Annotated in this window: 15 protein-coding genes; 4 read left to right on the top strand and 11 right to left on the bottom strand. The window is 58.7% G+C overall.

What is annotated here, in order from left to right; translation table 11 throughout:
• Positions 1-25: 25 nt before the first annotated feature.
• From msrQ to mrcB, 9 genes are all read right to left on the bottom strand, one after another.
• On the bottom strand, positions 26-646 hold the full coding sequence (gene msrQ, locus ACM6J5_RS13760; protein ID WP_095945495.1) for a protein-methionine-sulfoxide reductase heme-binding subunit MsrQ: 621 nt from the start codon (positions 644-646) through the stop codon (positions 26-28).
• A complete protein-coding gene (gene msrP, locus ACM6J5_RS13755; RefSeq protein WP_095945496.1) occupies positions 646-1659 on the bottom strand; it encodes a protein-methionine-sulfoxide reductase catalytic subunit MsrP in 1014 nt (337 codons plus the stop codon). Before msrP ends, msrQ begins: the two co-directional genes overlap by 1 nt.
• A gap of 63 nt (positions 1660-1722) precedes the next feature.
• Positions 1723-2580, bottom strand: coding sequence for a CDP-diacylglycerol--serine O-phosphatidyltransferase (pssA, locus tag ACM6J5_RS13750; protein WP_150672732.1), 858 nt, complete (start codon positions 2578-2580; stop codon positions 1723-1725).
• 142 nt (positions 2581-2722) lie between these two features.
• Complete coding sequence (ilvC, locus tag ACM6J5_RS13745) at positions 2723-3739, bottom strand: ketol-acid reductoisomerase (protein ID WP_003228216.1); 1017 nt, start codon at positions 3737-3739, stop codon at positions 2723-2725.
• A gap of 45 nt (positions 3740-3784) precedes the next feature.
• Entirely contained in the window at positions 3785-4276 is a 492-nt protein-coding gene (gene ilvN, locus ACM6J5_RS13740; RefSeq protein ID WP_003176102.1) for an acetolactate synthase small subunit, read from the bottom strand.
• Between the two features lie 2 nt (positions 4277-4278).
• Positions 4279-6003, bottom strand: a complete 1725-nt coding sequence (locus tag ACM6J5_RS13735) for an acetolactate synthase 3 large subunit (RefSeq protein WP_095945529.1) — start codon at positions 6001-6003, stop codon at positions 4279-4281.
• Positions 6004-6486: 483 nt separating this feature from the next.
• Positions 6487-6822, bottom strand: a complete 336-nt coding sequence (locus ACM6J5_RS13730) for a YqcC family protein (RefSeq protein WP_095945498.1) — start codon at positions 6820-6822, stop codon at positions 6487-6489.
• A complete protein-coding gene (locus ACM6J5_RS13725) occupies positions 6822-7559 on the bottom strand; it encodes a tetratricopeptide repeat protein (RefSeq protein WP_414928724.1) in 738 nt (245 codons plus the stop codon). The genes ACM6J5_RS13730 and ACM6J5_RS13725 overlap by 1 nt, the downstream gene beginning before the upstream one ends.
• A gap of 16 nt (positions 7560-7575) precedes the next feature.
• Positions 7576-9894: a penicillin-binding protein 1B gene (gene mrcB, locus ACM6J5_RS13720; RefSeq protein WP_095945500.1), complete on the bottom strand. Its 2319-nt coding sequence runs from the start codon at positions 9892-9894 to the stop codon at positions 7576-7578.
• A 116-nt stretch (positions 9895-10010) separates the two neighbouring features.
• Here mrcB and ACM6J5_RS13715 point away from each other — a divergent pair, with 116 nt between their 5' ends.
• The 4 genes from ACM6J5_RS13715 (at position 10011) to ACM6J5_RS13700 (ending at position 13221) form a co-directional block, all read left to right on the top strand.
• Positions 10011-11567 (top strand): AAA family ATPase, encoded by a 1557-nt coding sequence (locus tag ACM6J5_RS13715; RefSeq protein WP_414928723.1) that lies wholly within the window; start codon positions 10011-10013, stop codon positions 11565-11567.
• 91 nt (positions 11568-11658) lie between these two features.
• A complete protein-coding gene (locus ACM6J5_RS13710; RefSeq protein ID WP_414928722.1) occupies positions 11659-12003 on the top strand; it encodes a pentapeptide repeat-containing protein in 345 nt (114 codons plus the stop codon).
• A gap of 247 nt (positions 12004-12250) precedes the next feature.
• On the top strand, positions 12251-12523 hold the full coding sequence (locus ACM6J5_RS13705) for a TfoX/Sxy family protein (protein ID WP_008053897.1): 273 nt from the start codon (positions 12251-12253) through the stop codon (positions 12521-12523).
• A gap of 380 nt (positions 12524-12903) precedes the next feature.
• Positions 12904-13221 (top strand): Rieske (2Fe-2S) protein, encoded by a 318-nt coding sequence (locus tag ACM6J5_RS13700; RefSeq protein WP_150672730.1) that lies wholly within the window; start codon positions 12904-12906, stop codon positions 13219-13221.
• On the opposite strand, the gene sfsA is transcribed toward ACM6J5_RS13700, so the two are convergent.
• Both sfsA and ACM6J5_RS13690 read right to left on the bottom strand, forming a co-directional pair.
• Positions 13218-13931, bottom strand: coding sequence for a DNA/RNA nuclease SfsA (gene sfsA / locus ACM6J5_RS13695; protein WP_414928721.1), 714 nt, complete (start codon positions 13929-13931; stop codon positions 13218-13220). The two genes, ACM6J5_RS13700 and sfsA, sit on opposite strands and share 4 nt — an antisense overlap.
• Positions 13931-15103 (bottom strand): pyridoxal phosphate-dependent aminotransferase, encoded by a 1173-nt coding sequence (locus tag ACM6J5_RS13690; RefSeq protein WP_150672728.1) that lies wholly within the window; start codon positions 15101-15103, stop codon positions 13931-13933. The genes sfsA and ACM6J5_RS13690 overlap by 1 nt, the downstream gene beginning before the upstream one ends.
• Positions 15104-15414: the final 311 nt, after the last annotated feature.

Below are 15414 nucleotides of genomic sequence, written 5' to 3'. Positions count from 1 at the left end.
CCTGGAATCTGCCGTCAACCACTATTTACGCCTTTTTGGCAGAAGAGCCCTTTTTAGCCATCAGACGCGGGATTCGACGAGCCAAAGGCGGTAGCCGCAGCACTAACAGCAACGCACCTATAGAGGCATAGATCACCCACTCCTTCAGGTCGGCGCGCACAATCCAGAGCATATGCAGCAATCCAAGCCCGAGAATGACATACGCCAGGCGATGCAACTTCTTCCAGCCGGCCCTCAATCGTCGCTGACTGTATCGATTGGAAGTCACCGCCAATGCCAGCAAACCAAGAAAACCCAACACCCCGACAATAATGTAAGGCCGCTTGCGCAACTCGACACCCAACTGCGACCAGTCAAAGCCAAGTATGAATGCGCAATAACTACCGAGATGGAGCAGCACATAGGTAAAGCACCACAACCCCAACTGTCGCCGCACGGCATTCCACCCCGCCCAACCGGTGAGTTTCTGCAACGGGGTCATGCTCAAGGTTACAAGCAGCAGAACAAGCGCCCCCAAACCCAGTCGATCAACCAGCACCTTGCCCGGATCCGGCCCAAGGACATCCTCCCAGGCCTGGTACAACCACAGCAGCGGCCACACCAGCACCACGACAAAGAGACCGATACGCCAAAACGGATAGCGCATCAGTAGTTCTTCCTCAAGTCGAGCCCCGTATATAGAGAGGCGACTTCCTCTGAATAGCCATTGAACATCTGCGTGTCACGCACATTCGGCTTGAACAGACCACTGGGCAGGCGGCGTTCACGCGCCTGAGTCCAGCGAGGATGATCAACGGCGGGATTCACGTTCGCATAAAAACCATATTCATCCGCAGCGATGCTCTGCCAGGTGGTTTTCGGCTGCTCGCTGACCAGACTGATGCGCACGATGGACTTGATGCTCTTGAAGCCATATTTCCAGGGCACCACCAAACGCAACGGCGCGCCGTTTTGATTAGGCAACTCACGCCCGTACATGCCCACCGCAAGAATCGCCAACGGGTTCATCGCCTCATCCAGACGCAGCCCCTCTATATATGGCCAGTCGATCAAGGCAAAACCGGAGCGTTGACCCGGCATGCTCTTGGGATCCTGCAGGGTTTCGAAGCGGATGAATCTGGCTTTAGAGGTTGGCTCGACTTCCTTGAGCAAGGCCGAGAGGGGAAAACCGATCCAGGGAATGACCATCGACCAGGCCTCCACGCAGCGCAGTCGGTAGATTCGCTCCTCCAGCTGATACGGTTTCATGAAGTCTTCCAGCGCATACCGACCGGGCTTGCCCACCTCCCCGTCCACCACCACCGACCACGGTTCCGTCTTCAGCGTGCCGGCATTGGCGGCCGGATCACCTTTTTCGGTGCCGAACTCGTAAAAGTTGTTGTAGTGGGTCGCATCCTTGAACGGGGTGATCGCCTCATCCTTGACGACAACCGCCCCCCACTTGACCGAGGAAAGCTTTTCGCTGAACCAGGAAGGCGCCTTGCCAGGCTCGACGCCCGCATAACGCGCCACATCGTCGGCAGCCGCCCACCGAGGAAGGCCGCTCACGGCCAAACCGGCAACAGCAACACCCAATACATTGCGTCGAGAAAGGTAGATGGATTCAGGCGTGACATCCGACTCATGGCAGTCGGATGCTTTAGGGACTTTGATCAGCATGGCTACTCCGCAGCATTGGAGAACAGATGCACCAACAGACTGCGGAGTATGAGGGAAATTACATCACTCGACGCTTTTACGCCGACGAAGATGTAACAGGTATTGAACCGGGCCGGACGCGGCATAGGCGAGGAAGACCAGCAGCAGAATGCGTGGCGGATCACTGAAAACAACCGCAAACACCAACACTACCGCGAGAATCGCCACGAAAGGCACTCGCCCCTTCAGGTCCAGCTCCTTGAAGCTGTTGTACTTGATGTTGCTGACCATCAGCATGCCGGCCGCCGCCACCATCAGCGCAACCAGGAAAGACATCTTGGAACCCTGGATGCCGTAGTCGCTGAACGCCCAGACGATACCTGCAACCACACCCGCAGCGGCGGGACTGGCCAGACCGATGAAGTAGCGCTTGTCAGCGGTGCCGACCTGGGTGTTGAAGCGCGCGAGACGCAATGCCGCGCCCGCCACATAGATGAAGGCGACCATCCAGCCAACCTTGCCCATGTCACCCAAGGCCCAGCCGAAGGCCAGCAATGCCGGGGCAACACCAAAGGCAACCATGTCCGACAGCGAGTCGTACTCGGCACCAAAGGCGCTCTGGGTATTGGTCATGCGGGCCACGCGCCCGTCAAGACCATCGAGCACCATGGCGACGAAGATCGCGATGGCCGCGAATGCGAAATACTTGCTCGCATTGGCCGAGTCACCGGCACTCAAGGCCGCCTGAGCGCTCATCGAGTTGATGATGGAATAGAACCCTGCGAACAGGTTCGCAGTGGTGAACAGATTCGGCAGAAGATAGATACCACGATGCCGGACTTTACGACCTTCGGCGTCATGCCCTTCTTCGACATGCTCATCGATGGGCAGCAGGCTTTCGGCGTCAGAAGGCTGGTTTGGCTCTTCGGGGCGTTCGCTCATGGACATTACCTTGCAACGGGTGGAAAGTTTGGACAGGTGTCTGGGACGAGGGTTCGGCCGCAAACGATGCAGCTTTATACCAGAACCGGCCCCCAAACGAAAAAACGCGGCCTAAGCCGCGTTTTTCGTACAAGCACGTGACTTAGTTTTTGGCTTTGTCGACGATCTTGTTGGCACCGATCCACGGCATCATGGAGCGCAGTTGCTCGCCGATGATTTCGATACCGTGAGCGGCGTTGTTACGACGCTTGGCGGTCATCGAAGGATAGCCGGTAGCGCCTTCGCTGATGAACATCTTGGCGTATTCGCCGTCCTGAATACGTTTCAGGGCGTTGCGCATTGCCTGACGGGATTCGGCGTTGATGACTTCAGGGCCGGTCACGTACTCGCCGTATTCGGCGTTGTTGGAGATCGAGTAGTTCATGTTGGCGATACCGCCTTCGTACATGAGGTCAACGATCAGCTTCAGTTCGTGCAGGCACTCGAAGTAGGCCATTTCCGGCGCATAGCCAGCTTCAACCAGGGTTTCGAAACCGGCCTTGACCAGTTCAACGGTACCGCCACACAGAACGGCTTGTTCACCGAACAGGTCGGTTTCGGTCTCGTCCTTGAAGGTGGTTTCGATGATGCCGGTACGACCGCCGCCAACACCGGCAGCGTAGGACAGAGCGACGTTCTTGGCGTTGCCCGAGGCGTCCTGGTAGATAGCGATCAGGTCAGGGATACCGCCGCCCTTCACGAACTCGGAACGTACGGTGTGGCCTGGAGCCTTCGGCGCGATCATGATCACGTCGAGGTCAGCGCGCGGTACAACCTGGTTGTAGTGAATCGCGAAACCGTGGGAGAAGGCCAGGGTGGCGCCCTTCTTGATGTTCGGCTCGATTTCGTTCTTGTACAGGGAGGACTGGAACTCGTCCGGGGTCAGGATCATGACCAGGTCGGCAGCTGCAACGGCAGAAGCAACGTCGGTCACTTTCAGGCCATGGGCTTCAGCCTTGGCAACGGTAGCCGAACCTTTACGCAGGCCGACAGTCACGTCAACGCCGGAGTCTTTCAGGTTGCACGCTTGAGCGTGGCCCTGGGAACCGTAACCGATGATGGCAACTTTCTTGCCCTGGATGATCGACAGGTCGCAGTCTTTATCGTAGAAAACTTTCATGAATTTCCCCTATATCAGGCCGTTCAGGCCGTTCGCTAATTTGGTTTAGATGCTGAGTACTTTGTCGCCGCGGGCAATGCCGGTCACGCCGCTACGGACGGTTTCCAGAATCGAGGCGGTGCCGATGGACTGAATGAAGCTGTCGAGCTTGTCGCTGGTACCGGTCAGCTGAACGGTATACACGCTGGCGCTGACATCGACGATCTGTCCACGGTAAATATCGGTAGTGCGCTTGATCTCGGCACGCTGGGCGCCGGTGGCCTTGACCTTGACCAGCATCAGTTCGCGCTCGATGTGAGCACTCTCCGACAGGTCGACCAGTTTTACCACTTCGATCAGCTTGTTCAGGTTCTTGGTGATCTGCTCGATGACTTCATCGTGACCAACCGTGGTCAGCGTCAGACGCGACAGGGTCGGGTCTTCGGTCGGGGCCACGGTCAGGCTTTCGATGTTGTAGTTGCGCTGCGAGAACAGGCCAACCACACGAGACAGAGCGCCGGGTTCGTTTTCCAGAAGCAAGGAAATAATGTGCCGCATGATTAGGTACGCTCCGTCTTGCTCAGCCACATATCGCGCATGGAGCCGTCTTTGATCTGCATCGGGTAGACGTGCTCGCTGGTATCGACCGAAATATCGATCACCACCAGGCGATCTTTCATGGCGAACGCTTCTTCCATCTTCGACTTCAAATCTTTCGATTCAGTGATGCGCACGCCAACGTGGCCATAGGCCTCTGCCAGCTTGACGAAGTCAGGCAACGACTCCATGTAGGAGTGCGAGTGACGGCTGCCATAGCTCATGTCCTGCCACTGACGAACCATACCCAGAACGCCGTTGTTCAGAATGACGATTTTTACCGGCAAACCGTATTGCAGGCAGGTGGACAGTTCCTGGATGTTCATCTGGATACTGCCTTCGCCCGTTACACAGGCGACGTCCGCATCCGGATAGCTCAACTGAATGCCCATGGCCGCCGGAAAACCGAAGCCCATGGTGCCCAGGCCACCGGAGTTGATCCAACGGTTCGGCTTGTTGAACTTGTAGTACTGCGCCGCGAACATCTGGTGCTGACCCACGTCGGAGGTCACAAAGGCGTCGCCCTTGGTCACTTCGCACAGGGTTTCGATCACGGTCTGCGGCTTGATGACGCTGCCGTCGCCCTTGTCGTAAGGGAACAGACCGCGATCACCGCGCCACTCGTCAACCTGCTTCCACCAACTGGCAACGGACTCCTTGTTCGGGGTCTCGCCGATTTCCTTGAGGATCGCGACCATTTCGGTCAGGACACTCTCGACCGGACCGACGATAGGCACGTCGGCCTTGATGGTCTTGGAGATCGAAGCCGGGTCGATGTCGATGTGAATGATCTTGGCGTTCGGGCAGAACTTGGCCGGGCCGTTGATCACGCGGTCATCGAAGCGCGCGCCGACGGCGAGGATCACATCAGCATGATGCATCGCCAGGTTGGCGGTGTAGCTGCCGTGCATGCCGAGCATGCCGATGAACTGACGGTCGGTGCCAGGGAAGCCACCGAGGCCCATCAGGGTATTGGTCACTGGCAGGTTGAGCATCTTCGCCAGTTCGGTCAGTGGTGCAGAACCACCGCCGAGAATCACACCGCCGCCCGAGTACAACACTGGGCGCTTGGCCGCCAGGAGCATTTCTGCCGCCTTGCGGATTTGACCGGAGTGACCGCGAACAGCCGGGCTGTAGGAGCGCAACTTGGCTTTTTTCGGGAAGACGTATTCGAACTTCTCGGCCGGATTGGTCATGTCTTTCGGAATATCGACGACGACCGGACCAGGACGACCGGATTGCGCCAGGTAGAACGCCTTCTTCATGACTTCCGGGATTTCCGACGCATGCTTGATCATGAAGCTGTGCTTCACGATCGGCCGAGAGATACCGATCATGTCGGTTTCCTGGAACGCATCGGTGCCGACCATGGTGCTAGGCACCTGACCGGAGATGATCACCATTGGAATGGAGTCCATGTAGGCGGTCGCGATACCGGTAATGGCGTTTGTTGCGCCAGGACCGGAAGTCACCAGTACCACACCGGCTTTACCGGTGGCACGGGCGTAGCCGTCAGCCATATGGGTAGCCGCTTGTTCGTGACGAACCAGGATGTGGGTCACTTCCGGTTCTTTGAACAGGGCATCGTAGACATGAAGAAGAGCACCACCCGGGTACCCGTAGATATATTTGACGCCTTCGTCACGCAAGAAGCGGACGAGCATCTCACCGCCAGATAAAAGCTCCACGTTGCTCACCTCTAAAACGCCAGAATACCGCCCACGAAAAATGGGACGGGTCTTAATAGGTTTACTTCTCGGCAGAGCATGAGCGACGGTGGTCGCCGACTACGTCAGCACTGACTGAGCAAGTATTGGGATCGTCCCAAGTGTTGCGGGGCTTTCCCACCCAGCGCGAGGTAACGCGTTGCGGGTGTAACAGGTCGACGCGGATATGCGCCTCATGATCTGCTGAGAGGGTCTGCTTCTGGCAGTCCCTGTACAGCGGACTTTGGATTCTTCTGTTTCGTCCTTCGCAAGTCAAGTCGTCTATGTGCTTTATTCTACTAAGCACATGAGAACGCAAGAAAAAACCCGTAAATCAGCCCTGTGTTAGCTTCGATTGCGCAACTTTTGGCAAAAAATTGGCACTCGAATGCACTTCCCCTGCAGCGGCTGACAAAATAGAGAGATATTGTGAACAACTGCCAGCGGATGCTGGCAGCTTCTGGCTCAGCGGGACGCTGTGATCAACTGATCAAACTGCTTGAGCAATACCTGCAACTGCCGATCCTTGCCCTGGACATTGCGCCCGGCAAAAACCATTTCAGCCATTTCCTGAATGCCCGAAGCGTTGGGTAGCGGCAAATCCTGCTCGAGGATCATCTTCATGCGTGGCAGGAAGATCCATTGCAGCCATTGCTCGAAATCCAGTGTATCGACCGAAAACGGCTCGACACTGGAAAGCGCTTCGGCAGAGGGCGAAACTTCATCCCACCACCCTTGCATCCGCAACTCGCGCTCGATCAACAACAGTTGATCGGCGATTTTCAGAAAGCGCGCATCCATCACAGCGTTACCTTGGCCTTCTGGCGAGCCAATGCAGCACCCTGGGAGTCACCCTGCTTTTCGCGCGCCTGGGCAATCAGCTCCCACAAGTTGGCCTGAAGGGCTGGACGGCCGCTGGCGAAGGTCAGCCCACGGCGAGCGAACTGTTCGGCCTGGGCGGCATCACCTTGAGCCATGCGCACCTGCGCCAGACGGTAAAGCACCTGCGGCTCACGCGGGGCAACGCGTTGTGCGCGTTCGAGGCTGGAGGAGGCACCGTTGAGATCACCGCTCGCCTGTTGCTGTTGAGCGGTGGTCAGCAAAGCCAATACCGGGCTGTCCAGTTGCTCGTCGGCGGAAAGTCCGCCCGAACTGGCCGATGGAATCCCGCTTGGCGACGACGGCATGCTGTAGCTGCCCTGATTGATCGGCGCCGATTGGACCGGCGACGTGTCAATCGGCCCCGGGGTGATCGGACCCGGGGTGATCGGCGTGGTGCTGATCGGCGTCGACGTCGTTGCCGCGCCTGGCACCATCACCACAACGCCGGTGTCGCCCTGCGGAATCGCCTGGGTCTGCGACTGACCTTGCGCAGGACGCTTGACGGTCGTCTGGCGGAAACCGCCATTGGCCGAGATCCGCTCACTGTTGGATACGGCGGTGCCGGAATCCACGACCGGAATCGAGCCACGTTGTACGCTGGAACAGCCGCTGAGCAAAGCTACGGCGGCAACCGCTAGAATCAACCACTTGTTCACTTGAAACCCTCTTTGCTTAATTCATCCAGCCCTTGACCCAGTCCATCACCGACTCAGCAGGGTTTTCACCACCGCAAGCGGCGCCGGGAGGCGGTTCGCTGCCGCGAATATACGGCATCTGCACGGCACCCGGGCAACCGGCGTCAGAACCTTGTCCGGTTCGCGAGTCCACCCAGGCCTGAACGATATTATCCGGCTGCGGCATGTCCAGCGGCAACGGGTCGGCCTTGCGCATGAAGCTGGTCCAGACCTGCAAGGCCCCGGTGGCGCCGGTGAATGGCGTCTTGCCATTGTCGTCGCGACCCAGCCAGACCACCGCCAGCAAATCCTGGCTAAAACCGGCAAACCAGCTGTCCCGCGAGTCGTTACTGGTACCGGTCTTGCCCGCCAGGGTCAGGGTCCTTGGCAGCACGTTATAGACCGAGCTGCCCGTACCTTCACGCATCACCCGCTGCATGGCGCTCTGGATCAGGTAAATGGAGGCCGGATCGAAACGCTGCTGAATCTGGAACGGATAACGCTTGAGCGGTTCGCCCTCGGCAGTCAGCACGCTACGAATCCCGCGCATCGGCGTATTGAAACCGCCGTTGGCGAGGGTCTGGTACATGGTCGCCACTTCGATCGGCGTCATGCCGCCAGCGCCAAGCAACATCGACGGGAAGGCAGGGAATTCACGGGTCACACCCAGGCGCTCCACCGTCTTCAGGACGTTCGGCACACCGACCGCCAAACCGAGACGCGCGGTCGACAGGTTGTAGGAATGCGCCAGACCTTGATAGAGGAACACCGTACCGTGAGACCGACGATCATAGTTCTGCGGTTTCCAGACCTGACCGTCCGCACCTTTGACCGAGAAGGATTCGTCCGACAGCCAGCTGGTCAACGTGTACTGGCTCGGTTTCTCCAGTGCGGTCAGATAAACCGCCGGCTTGATCAGCGAGCCGATCGGCCGTACCGCATCCAGCGCCCGGTTGAACCCGGCAAAACTGGCCTGGCGACTACCGATCATGGCCTGCACTTCCCCGGTCTCCGGGTTGGTCACGACCATTGCCGCCTCGACGTCATCGGAACCCTTGCGCCCCGCAAGACGCTTGAAGGTGTCGTTGACCGAGGCTTCAGCCTTCATCTGCAGGATCGGGTCGAAGCTGGTGAAGATCCGCAGACCTTCCTCGGTCAAGTCTTCGTCGCGATAGTCTTCGCGCAACTGACGCTTGACCAGATCGAGGAAGCCGGGGAACGAGCTGTCCGCCAGACTGCCGCGCTTGGTCACGCCCAGCGGCATTTTCTTCGCCGCCTCAACCTGCTCGGCAGTCGCAACGCCCTGCTCTTGCAGCACATCGAGTACCAGGTTGCGCCGCTCGAGGGCACGCTCTGGATAACGACGAGGGTTATAGGAAGAAGGCCCCTTGACCATGCCCACCAGCAGCGCGACTTGATGCAGCTTGAGCTCGGCCAGCGGCTGACTGAAAAAGAACTGGCTGGCCAGACCGAAACCGTGCACCGCGCGCTGACCGTCCTGCCCGATAAACACTTCGTTGAGGTAAGCCTCAAGAATTTCGGACTTGTCGTAATGCAGTTCAAGCAGCAGCGCCATCATCGCTTCGGTGAGTTTGCGGCTCAGGCTGCGCTCGTTGGTCAGGTAGAAGTTTTTGACCAACTGCTGAGTCAGGGTACTGCCGCCCTGACGCATGCGCCCGGACGAACCGTTGACCCAGATTGCACGGGCGATCGACTTCGGCGACACACCAAAGTGATGATAGAAATCACGGTCCTCGACCGCCACCAGGGTTTCAAGCAGGTACGGTGGCACCTGATCGATCTTGATCAGAATCCGGTCTTCGAGGTTTTTCGGGTACAGGCCGCCGATCAGCAGTGGCTCCAGGCGCACCACCGACAGTTTCGAGCCTTTTGCCCCCGCCAACTCGGCTACGTAATCGCCGGAGAAACGCACCCGCACCGGTTGCGCTTGCTCCATGCCTTCATAGAACTGGAAGCCACGGGTGTTCAGATCAACGGTATTGCCGTTGACCGACGCCGCTCCCGGACCATTGGCCACGCTTTCACGGCGATAGCCCAGGGCATCGAGTTCGGTCAGGAAATCATCCCTGCTCAGTTTCTGTCCGACGAACAGTTCGAGCGGGCGCGCGTAAACCTTGGCCGGAATGGTCCAGCGCTTGCCGGAGAACTTCTCCTGGACGATTGCATCAAGGTAAACGGCGAATCCGGCCAGCACCACAAGGGCGACCAGACTGAGTTTAATGGCCCAGCCCAGCCACGGGCGCAGGCCCCTGGAGGGTGGTTTTTTCGGGGTGCGGGGAGTTCGAGTACGAGTCATGGCGGCGGATTATACGCACTTTATTCATCCTCAACAGGAGCGCTCCGAGGTTTGCGTCAAGCGGACTTGCGGCCATAATGACGGCCTTGAATTTTCCAGACTCTGAAGGATCGCCTGTGAGCCAGTCCCTGATCGCTGCCCTGCAAAACCCTGCCCTCTACCCGCATCCTGTAGAGGGATTCCAGGTCATCGAGACCCATATTTCCTGGGTACTGCTCACCGGCCCCTATGCCTATAAAGTGAAGAAGCCGGTCAATTTCGGTTTTCTCGACTTCACCAGCCTTGAGGCTCGCGAACACTTTTGCGCTGAAGAGCTGCGCCTGAACCAGCGCCTGACCGACGATTTGTACCTTGAAGTGCTGCCCGTCACCGGCAGCGCCGAGGCTCCGCAACTGGGCGGCGAAGGCCCGGCCATCGAATATGTACTGAAGATGCGCCAGTTCTCGCAAACCGGCTTGCTCAGCACCCTGCAAGCCAATGGCGAACTGACCACCGCGCACATCGACGAGATGGCCGAGCAAATCGCCCGCTTCCACCTCAACGCACCGAAAGTGCCGGCCGGGCACGAAGCCGGCACCCCGGACAGCGTCATGGCGCCAGTGCGGCAGAACTTCGAACAGATCCGTCCGTTCCTCAGCGACAAGGCCGACCTGTTGCAACTCGACGCCCTGCAAGCCTGGGCCGAAAGCAGTTTCGAACGTCTCAAGCCGCTGCTCGCCCAGCGCAAGGCCGAAGGTTTCATTCGTGAATGCCACGGTGACATCCACTTGGGCAACGCCACCGTGATCAACGGCAAGGTCGTGATCTTCGACTGCATCGAATTCAACGAACCGTTTCGCTTTACCGACGTTTACGCCGACACCGGCTTCCTGGCGATGGACCTGGAAGATCGCGGCCTGAAGTGCCTGGCGCGTCGCTTCATCAGCCAGTACCTGGAACTGACCGGCGACTATCGCGGCCTCGAACTGCTGAACTTCTATAAAGCCTACCGCGCACTGGTTCGTGCCAAGGTTGCCCTGTTCAGCATGCCGGCCGACGCTACTGCTGTGCAGCGCGCCACGACCCTGCGCCAGTATCGCAATTACGCCAACCTGGCGGAAAGCTACAGCACCATTCCTTCACGCTTCATGGCCATTACCCACGGTGTTTCCGCTGTCGGCAAGAGCCATGTCGCCATGCGTCTGGTCGAAGCCCTGGGCGCGATTCGCCTGCGTTCCGATGTCGAGCGCAAGCGCCTGTTCGGCGAGCAAACCGTCGAGAACGACGTACAGGCCGGCATCTATAGCGCCGACGCCAGCGCGGCAACCTATGCCCGCCTGCACGAAATCGCCGACGCCATTCTGCGTGCGGGCTTCCCGGTGGTGGTCGACGCCACTTACCTCAAGCAAGATCAGCGTGACAGTGCAGCGAAGGTTGCCGAAGCCACCGGCGCACCCTTCCTGATCCTCGACTGCAATGCGCCACAGGCCGTGATCGAAAGCTGGCTGGCCATGCGCCAGGCGGACAAGAAAGACCCGTCCGACGCCACCCTGGCTGTTATCGCAGCGCAGCAAGCCAGCCGTGAAGCGCTGACACCCGCGGAAATCCTCTGCAGCAAGCGCGTCCAGACCAATGAAAGCGGGACGCTCGATACCGTTGTCGCGCAAATTCGTCAGCGCCTTCCGGGCCTGTAAGGAAGTTTTTCAGCCGTGAAGCCTCCGCTGGCTTCACGGCCGTCAAATAGTGGCACTATACTGGCGTCATAAAACCAACAGGTGATGCGACATGAGCCAGCCGAAACTTCTCGACACACCGCTGTATGCCCTGCTGCACAAAGACGACATCAAAGGCTTCAACAGTGAACGCCCCAAGGGTGGCCCCATCGACATGGTGGGTGGAGATTTCCGGGGGCTGGACCTGCGCGAGTTGAATGCCGACGGCGTGGATTTCAGCGACGCCTACTTCCGCTCCGCCGACTTGCGTGGCATCGATTTTCGCAAAGCTAACCTGGAAGGCGCGAGCCTGGCTCACGCGCAAATCTCCGGTACTTACTTTCCGGTGGAACTCAGTGCCGACGAAATCCTGATGTCGATGAACTTCGGCACGCGATTGCGCTATCGCACCCGCTGATCATCGTCGCTGACTGAAACCTCCAGCGTCTCTCGTTGCGCTGGGCTGCGGGGATGTTCGCCCTTGATTCCCATACTCTGCCCCGCCTCTTTCTCCTGCACTCACAGTCTTATGAGCCCACTGCCAATACTCGTTTCTTAGAAGCTTTTGCGTCGTAAACGAGCAAACAATCACGCTTTTCCTACTGATGGCTACACTCCTCAGAAGATTGCCCACGCTCTCCATTCGGCCATCGCAAGGAGGCTTGATGAATGATGAACTGCAACACCTGAAGAATCTTGGCAAGACGTCAGCGCAATGGCTGCATGCCGTGGGCATCCATAGCGCTTCGGACTTGCGTCGCCTCGGGGCGGTGGATGCCTATCGGGCCGTGCGCACGCGCGGTTTTCGGGCGTCCAAGGTGTTGCTGTACGCAATTGAAGGCGCCCTGATGGACGTTCACTGGAATGATATTCCAGCCGAGCGCAAGGAAGCCCTGAACAAACAACTGGAAGCCATTTCTACACGCCACAAGAATTGATCCGACAAATATTTCTGAAGCTTTGCAACCTGAAACCCAATGATTACGAGGCCGGCAGGCACAATTGCGGCGAATCGCAAAGAAATCGAAAAACAGCGATTGACTTGGTAATGAGAATCGATATGATTATCACAACTGGTCGCGAGACTGGTCGATATTCTGAAAAGCCCTTGGTTCGGACTCTCGGATTATCTCCTCATCAGGCTAATCACGGTTATTTGACCCGGCTCTTGCCGGGTCTTTTTTTGCCTGTGGAAAAGTACTGACAGGGTCAGGCGTAGCGTCCTTCCAAGGATTCCACGGGCAAGTCCACCATTTGATAGCATTCAACACTCAAGCTCGGACATATCCGGTCACGAGCCGCGGGACCGAGGACAGACATGAAGTTGCTTTGCGCAGGTGCCGAGCTGGTCAATGACAGCAGCCGCGGGTTCGACATCGATGGTCAAAAGTTTTTTGCAGTGCGCCGCAGTGGCCAGGTTTACGTCTACATCAATCGCTGCCCGCACCGGGGCGTTGCCCTGGAGTGGCATCCCGACCAGTTTCTCGACCCCAGCAACAGCCTGATCCAGTGCGCCACCCATGGCGCACTGTTCCTGATCGAAGACGGTGAATGCGTCGCCGGCCCTTGCGCGGGGCAAACCTTGACCAGCGTGGCCTGCCGCGAGGATGAACAAGGAATCTGGATCAGCCGTTAGCCACCCGGCAACACGTCCAGCCGCCGCTCGACCAGCATTTCTTCATGGCTCAACCGCACACCGTAGGCCAACACCTCGACCCCACAGGCAATCGCCTCACTCAGGGCCCGCGCATAAACCGCATCGATTTCCTGTGCCGGGCGCACAGCCTCGATTTCGGTGAGGCAAACACAGTACAACTGCACCGCGCGAATACCGTCCCTGGCCAGGTGCGCCAGCTCCCGCAGATGCTTGGCGCCACGCAGGGTGACCGCATCGGGAAACGCCGCCACCGCCGTACCATCGAAGCCCAGGGTCACGCTTTTGACTTCGACGTAGGCCGGCCCTTCGGGGTAATCGAGGCGAAAATCGATACGACTGTTTTCCTGACCATAAGCCACTTCGCGTTTGAGCCCGGTAAACCCGTTCAGCTCGGTGATGACGCCCGCTCGCAGCGCCTCTTCGATCAAACCATTGGCACGGGCGGTGTTCACGCAAAACAGCCGCCCTTGCGGGGTTTCACCGACCTCCCAGGTACCGGGCAACTTGCGTTTCGGATCGTTGGAGCGACTGAACCAGACCTGCCCGCCTTCGACCTGACAATTGAGCATCGAGCCTGTGTTCGGACAGTGAATGGTCAGCAATTCGCCGCCAACGGTTTCGATATCGGCGAGAAAACGCTTGTAACGTCGGATCAGGCGCCCTTCTTCGAGGGGAGGATGAAAACGCATCAGCCTTGCCAGCTCCGCAACCCACGGGCAATGCGCTCGACCGCCTCCTGCAAACGCTCGAGATTTTGCGTGTAGGCGAACCGCACATGATGTCCGGCCTGATAACGCCCGAAGTCCAGCCCCGGGGTGAATGCCACATGTTCGGTCTCGAGAAAATGCTTACAGAACGCGAAGGCATCGCCGCCGAACTTGCTGATATCGGCGTACAAATAGAAAGCCCCTTCGGGCTCCACGGCAATGCCGAAGCCCAATTCACGCAAGGCCGGCAGCAGGTAATCCCGACGCCGGCCAAATTCGGCGCGACGCTCTTCGAGAATGCTGATGGTTGCCGGCTCGAAACAGGCCAGCGCAGCGTGCTGTGCCATGCTTGGAGCGCTGATATAGAGATTTTGGGCGAGTTTTTCCAGCTCACCGACGGCCGCGTCGGGGGCCACCAGCCATCCGAGCCGCCAACCGGTCATTCCGAAGTACTTCGAGAAACTGTTCAGAACGAACGCACTGTCGTCGACTTCCAGCACGCTGGCCGCATCGGTGCCGTAGGTCAGGCCGTGATAAATCTCGTCGACCACCAGATGACCGTGGCGCTCCCTGATCGCGACAGACAGCTTCGCCAACTCGTCGCGGGTCAGGATCGTGCCGGTCGGATTGGCTGGCGACGCCACCAATGCGCCGACGCTGTCGTGGTCCCAATGACGCTCGATCAGGCCCGGCGTCAATTGATAACGCACATCCGGGCCGACCGGCACCAGTTGTGCCGCGCCTTCGACCAGTCGCAGGAAGTGCCGGTTACACGGGTAGCCCGGGTCCGCCAGCAGCCAGTGTTTACCGGGGTCGACCAGCAAAGCGCTGGCCAGCAGCAATGCGCCGGACCCGCCAGGCGTGATGAGGATGCGCCGCGGGTCGATGTTCAAGCCATAACGCTGCTGATAAAAGCCCGAAATGGCCTCACGCAGCTGCGGAATGCCGCGCGCGGCGGTGTACCGGGTCTTCCCCGCTGCAAGCGCAGCCTGGCCGGCCTGGATGATCGGTTCGGCGGTGGTGAAGTCCGGCTCGCCGATTTCCAGGTGAATCACATCGTGACCGGCCGCCTGCAATTCGTTGGCCCGCGCCAACAGCGCCATGACATGGAAAGGTTCGATCGCGCGACTGCGGGCACTGTAGGACTGAGCCATTGGCCTTCCTTCAACGGAAAAAAAACCGATTCTACCCAAGCGCAGGAACGAGCGAGAACCTAAAGCGGTCAGAGGCCTTGTAACACCGATCACAAACGACTCAAGCGCGCGCGCAAGGTTTGACTAAAATCAATAATTGAGCACGGTTCCAGAGCCACCAGACAACGGTTTGTCATCATTTGCAAGCACCCTGTGCCGCGAGCTCGACATCCGGGAGTAGCGCGGCCCGAGTTGATCTGGTAAGTTCGCCCGCTTGCAGCCGCAGGGCCGGCAGGTGTCGGTGATGGAGCAATCCTGCGCAGATGGATTAC

Source organism: Pseudomonas sp. IT-P74, from assembly GCF_949768175.1.
Classification (GTDB): Bacteria; Pseudomonadota; Gammaproteobacteria; order Pseudomonadales; family Pseudomonadaceae; genus Aquipseudomonas.
This window is presented reverse-complemented; position numbering and strand designations above follow the sequence as displayed.

Coding starts and splice junctions, on each gene's coding strand:
- msrQ (WP_095945495.1), bottom strand. CDS start 646: ATGCGCTATCCGTTTTGGCGTATCGGTCTCTTTGTCGTGGTGCTGGTG.
- msrP (WP_095945496.1), bottom strand. CDS start 1,659: ATGCTGATCAAAGTCCCTAAAGCATCCGACTGCCATGAGTCGGATGTC.
- pssA (WP_150672732.1), bottom strand. CDS start 2,580: ATGAGCGAACGCCCCGAAGAGCCAAACCAGCCTTCTGACGCCGAAAGC.
- ilvC (WP_003228216.1), bottom strand. CDS start 3,739: ATGAAAGTTTTCTACGATAAAGACTGCGACCTGTCGATCATCCAGGGC.
- ilvN (WP_003176102.1), bottom strand. CDS start 4,276: ATGCGGCACATTATTTCCTTGCTTCTGGAAAACGAACCCGGCGCTCTG.
- ACM6J5_RS13730 (WP_095945498.1), bottom strand. CDS start 6,822: ATGGATGCGCGCTTTCTGAAAATCGCCGATCAACTGTTGTTGATCGAG.
- mrcB (WP_095945500.1), bottom strand. CDS start 9,894: ATGACTCGTACTCGAACTCCCCGCACCCCGAAAAAACCACCCTCCAGG.
- ACM6J5_RS13710 (WP_414928722.1), top strand. CDS start 11,659: ATGAGCCAGCCGAAACTTCTCGACACACCGCTGTATGCCCTGCTGCAC.
- ACM6J5_RS13705 (WP_008053897.1), top strand. CDS start 12,251: ATGAATGATGAACTGCAACACCTGAAGAATCTTGGCAAGACGTCAGCG.
- ACM6J5_RS13700 (WP_150672730.1), top strand. CDS start 12,904: ATGAAGTTGCTTTGCGCAGGTGCCGAGCTGGTCAATGACAGCAGCCGC.
- sfsA (WP_414928721.1), bottom strand. CDS start 13,931: ATGCGTTTTCATCCTCCCCTCGAAGAAGGGCGCCTGATCCGACGTTAC.
- ACM6J5_RS13690 (WP_150672728.1), bottom strand. CDS start 15,103: ATGGCTCAGTCCTACAGTGCCCGCAGTCGCGCGATCGAACCTTTCCAT.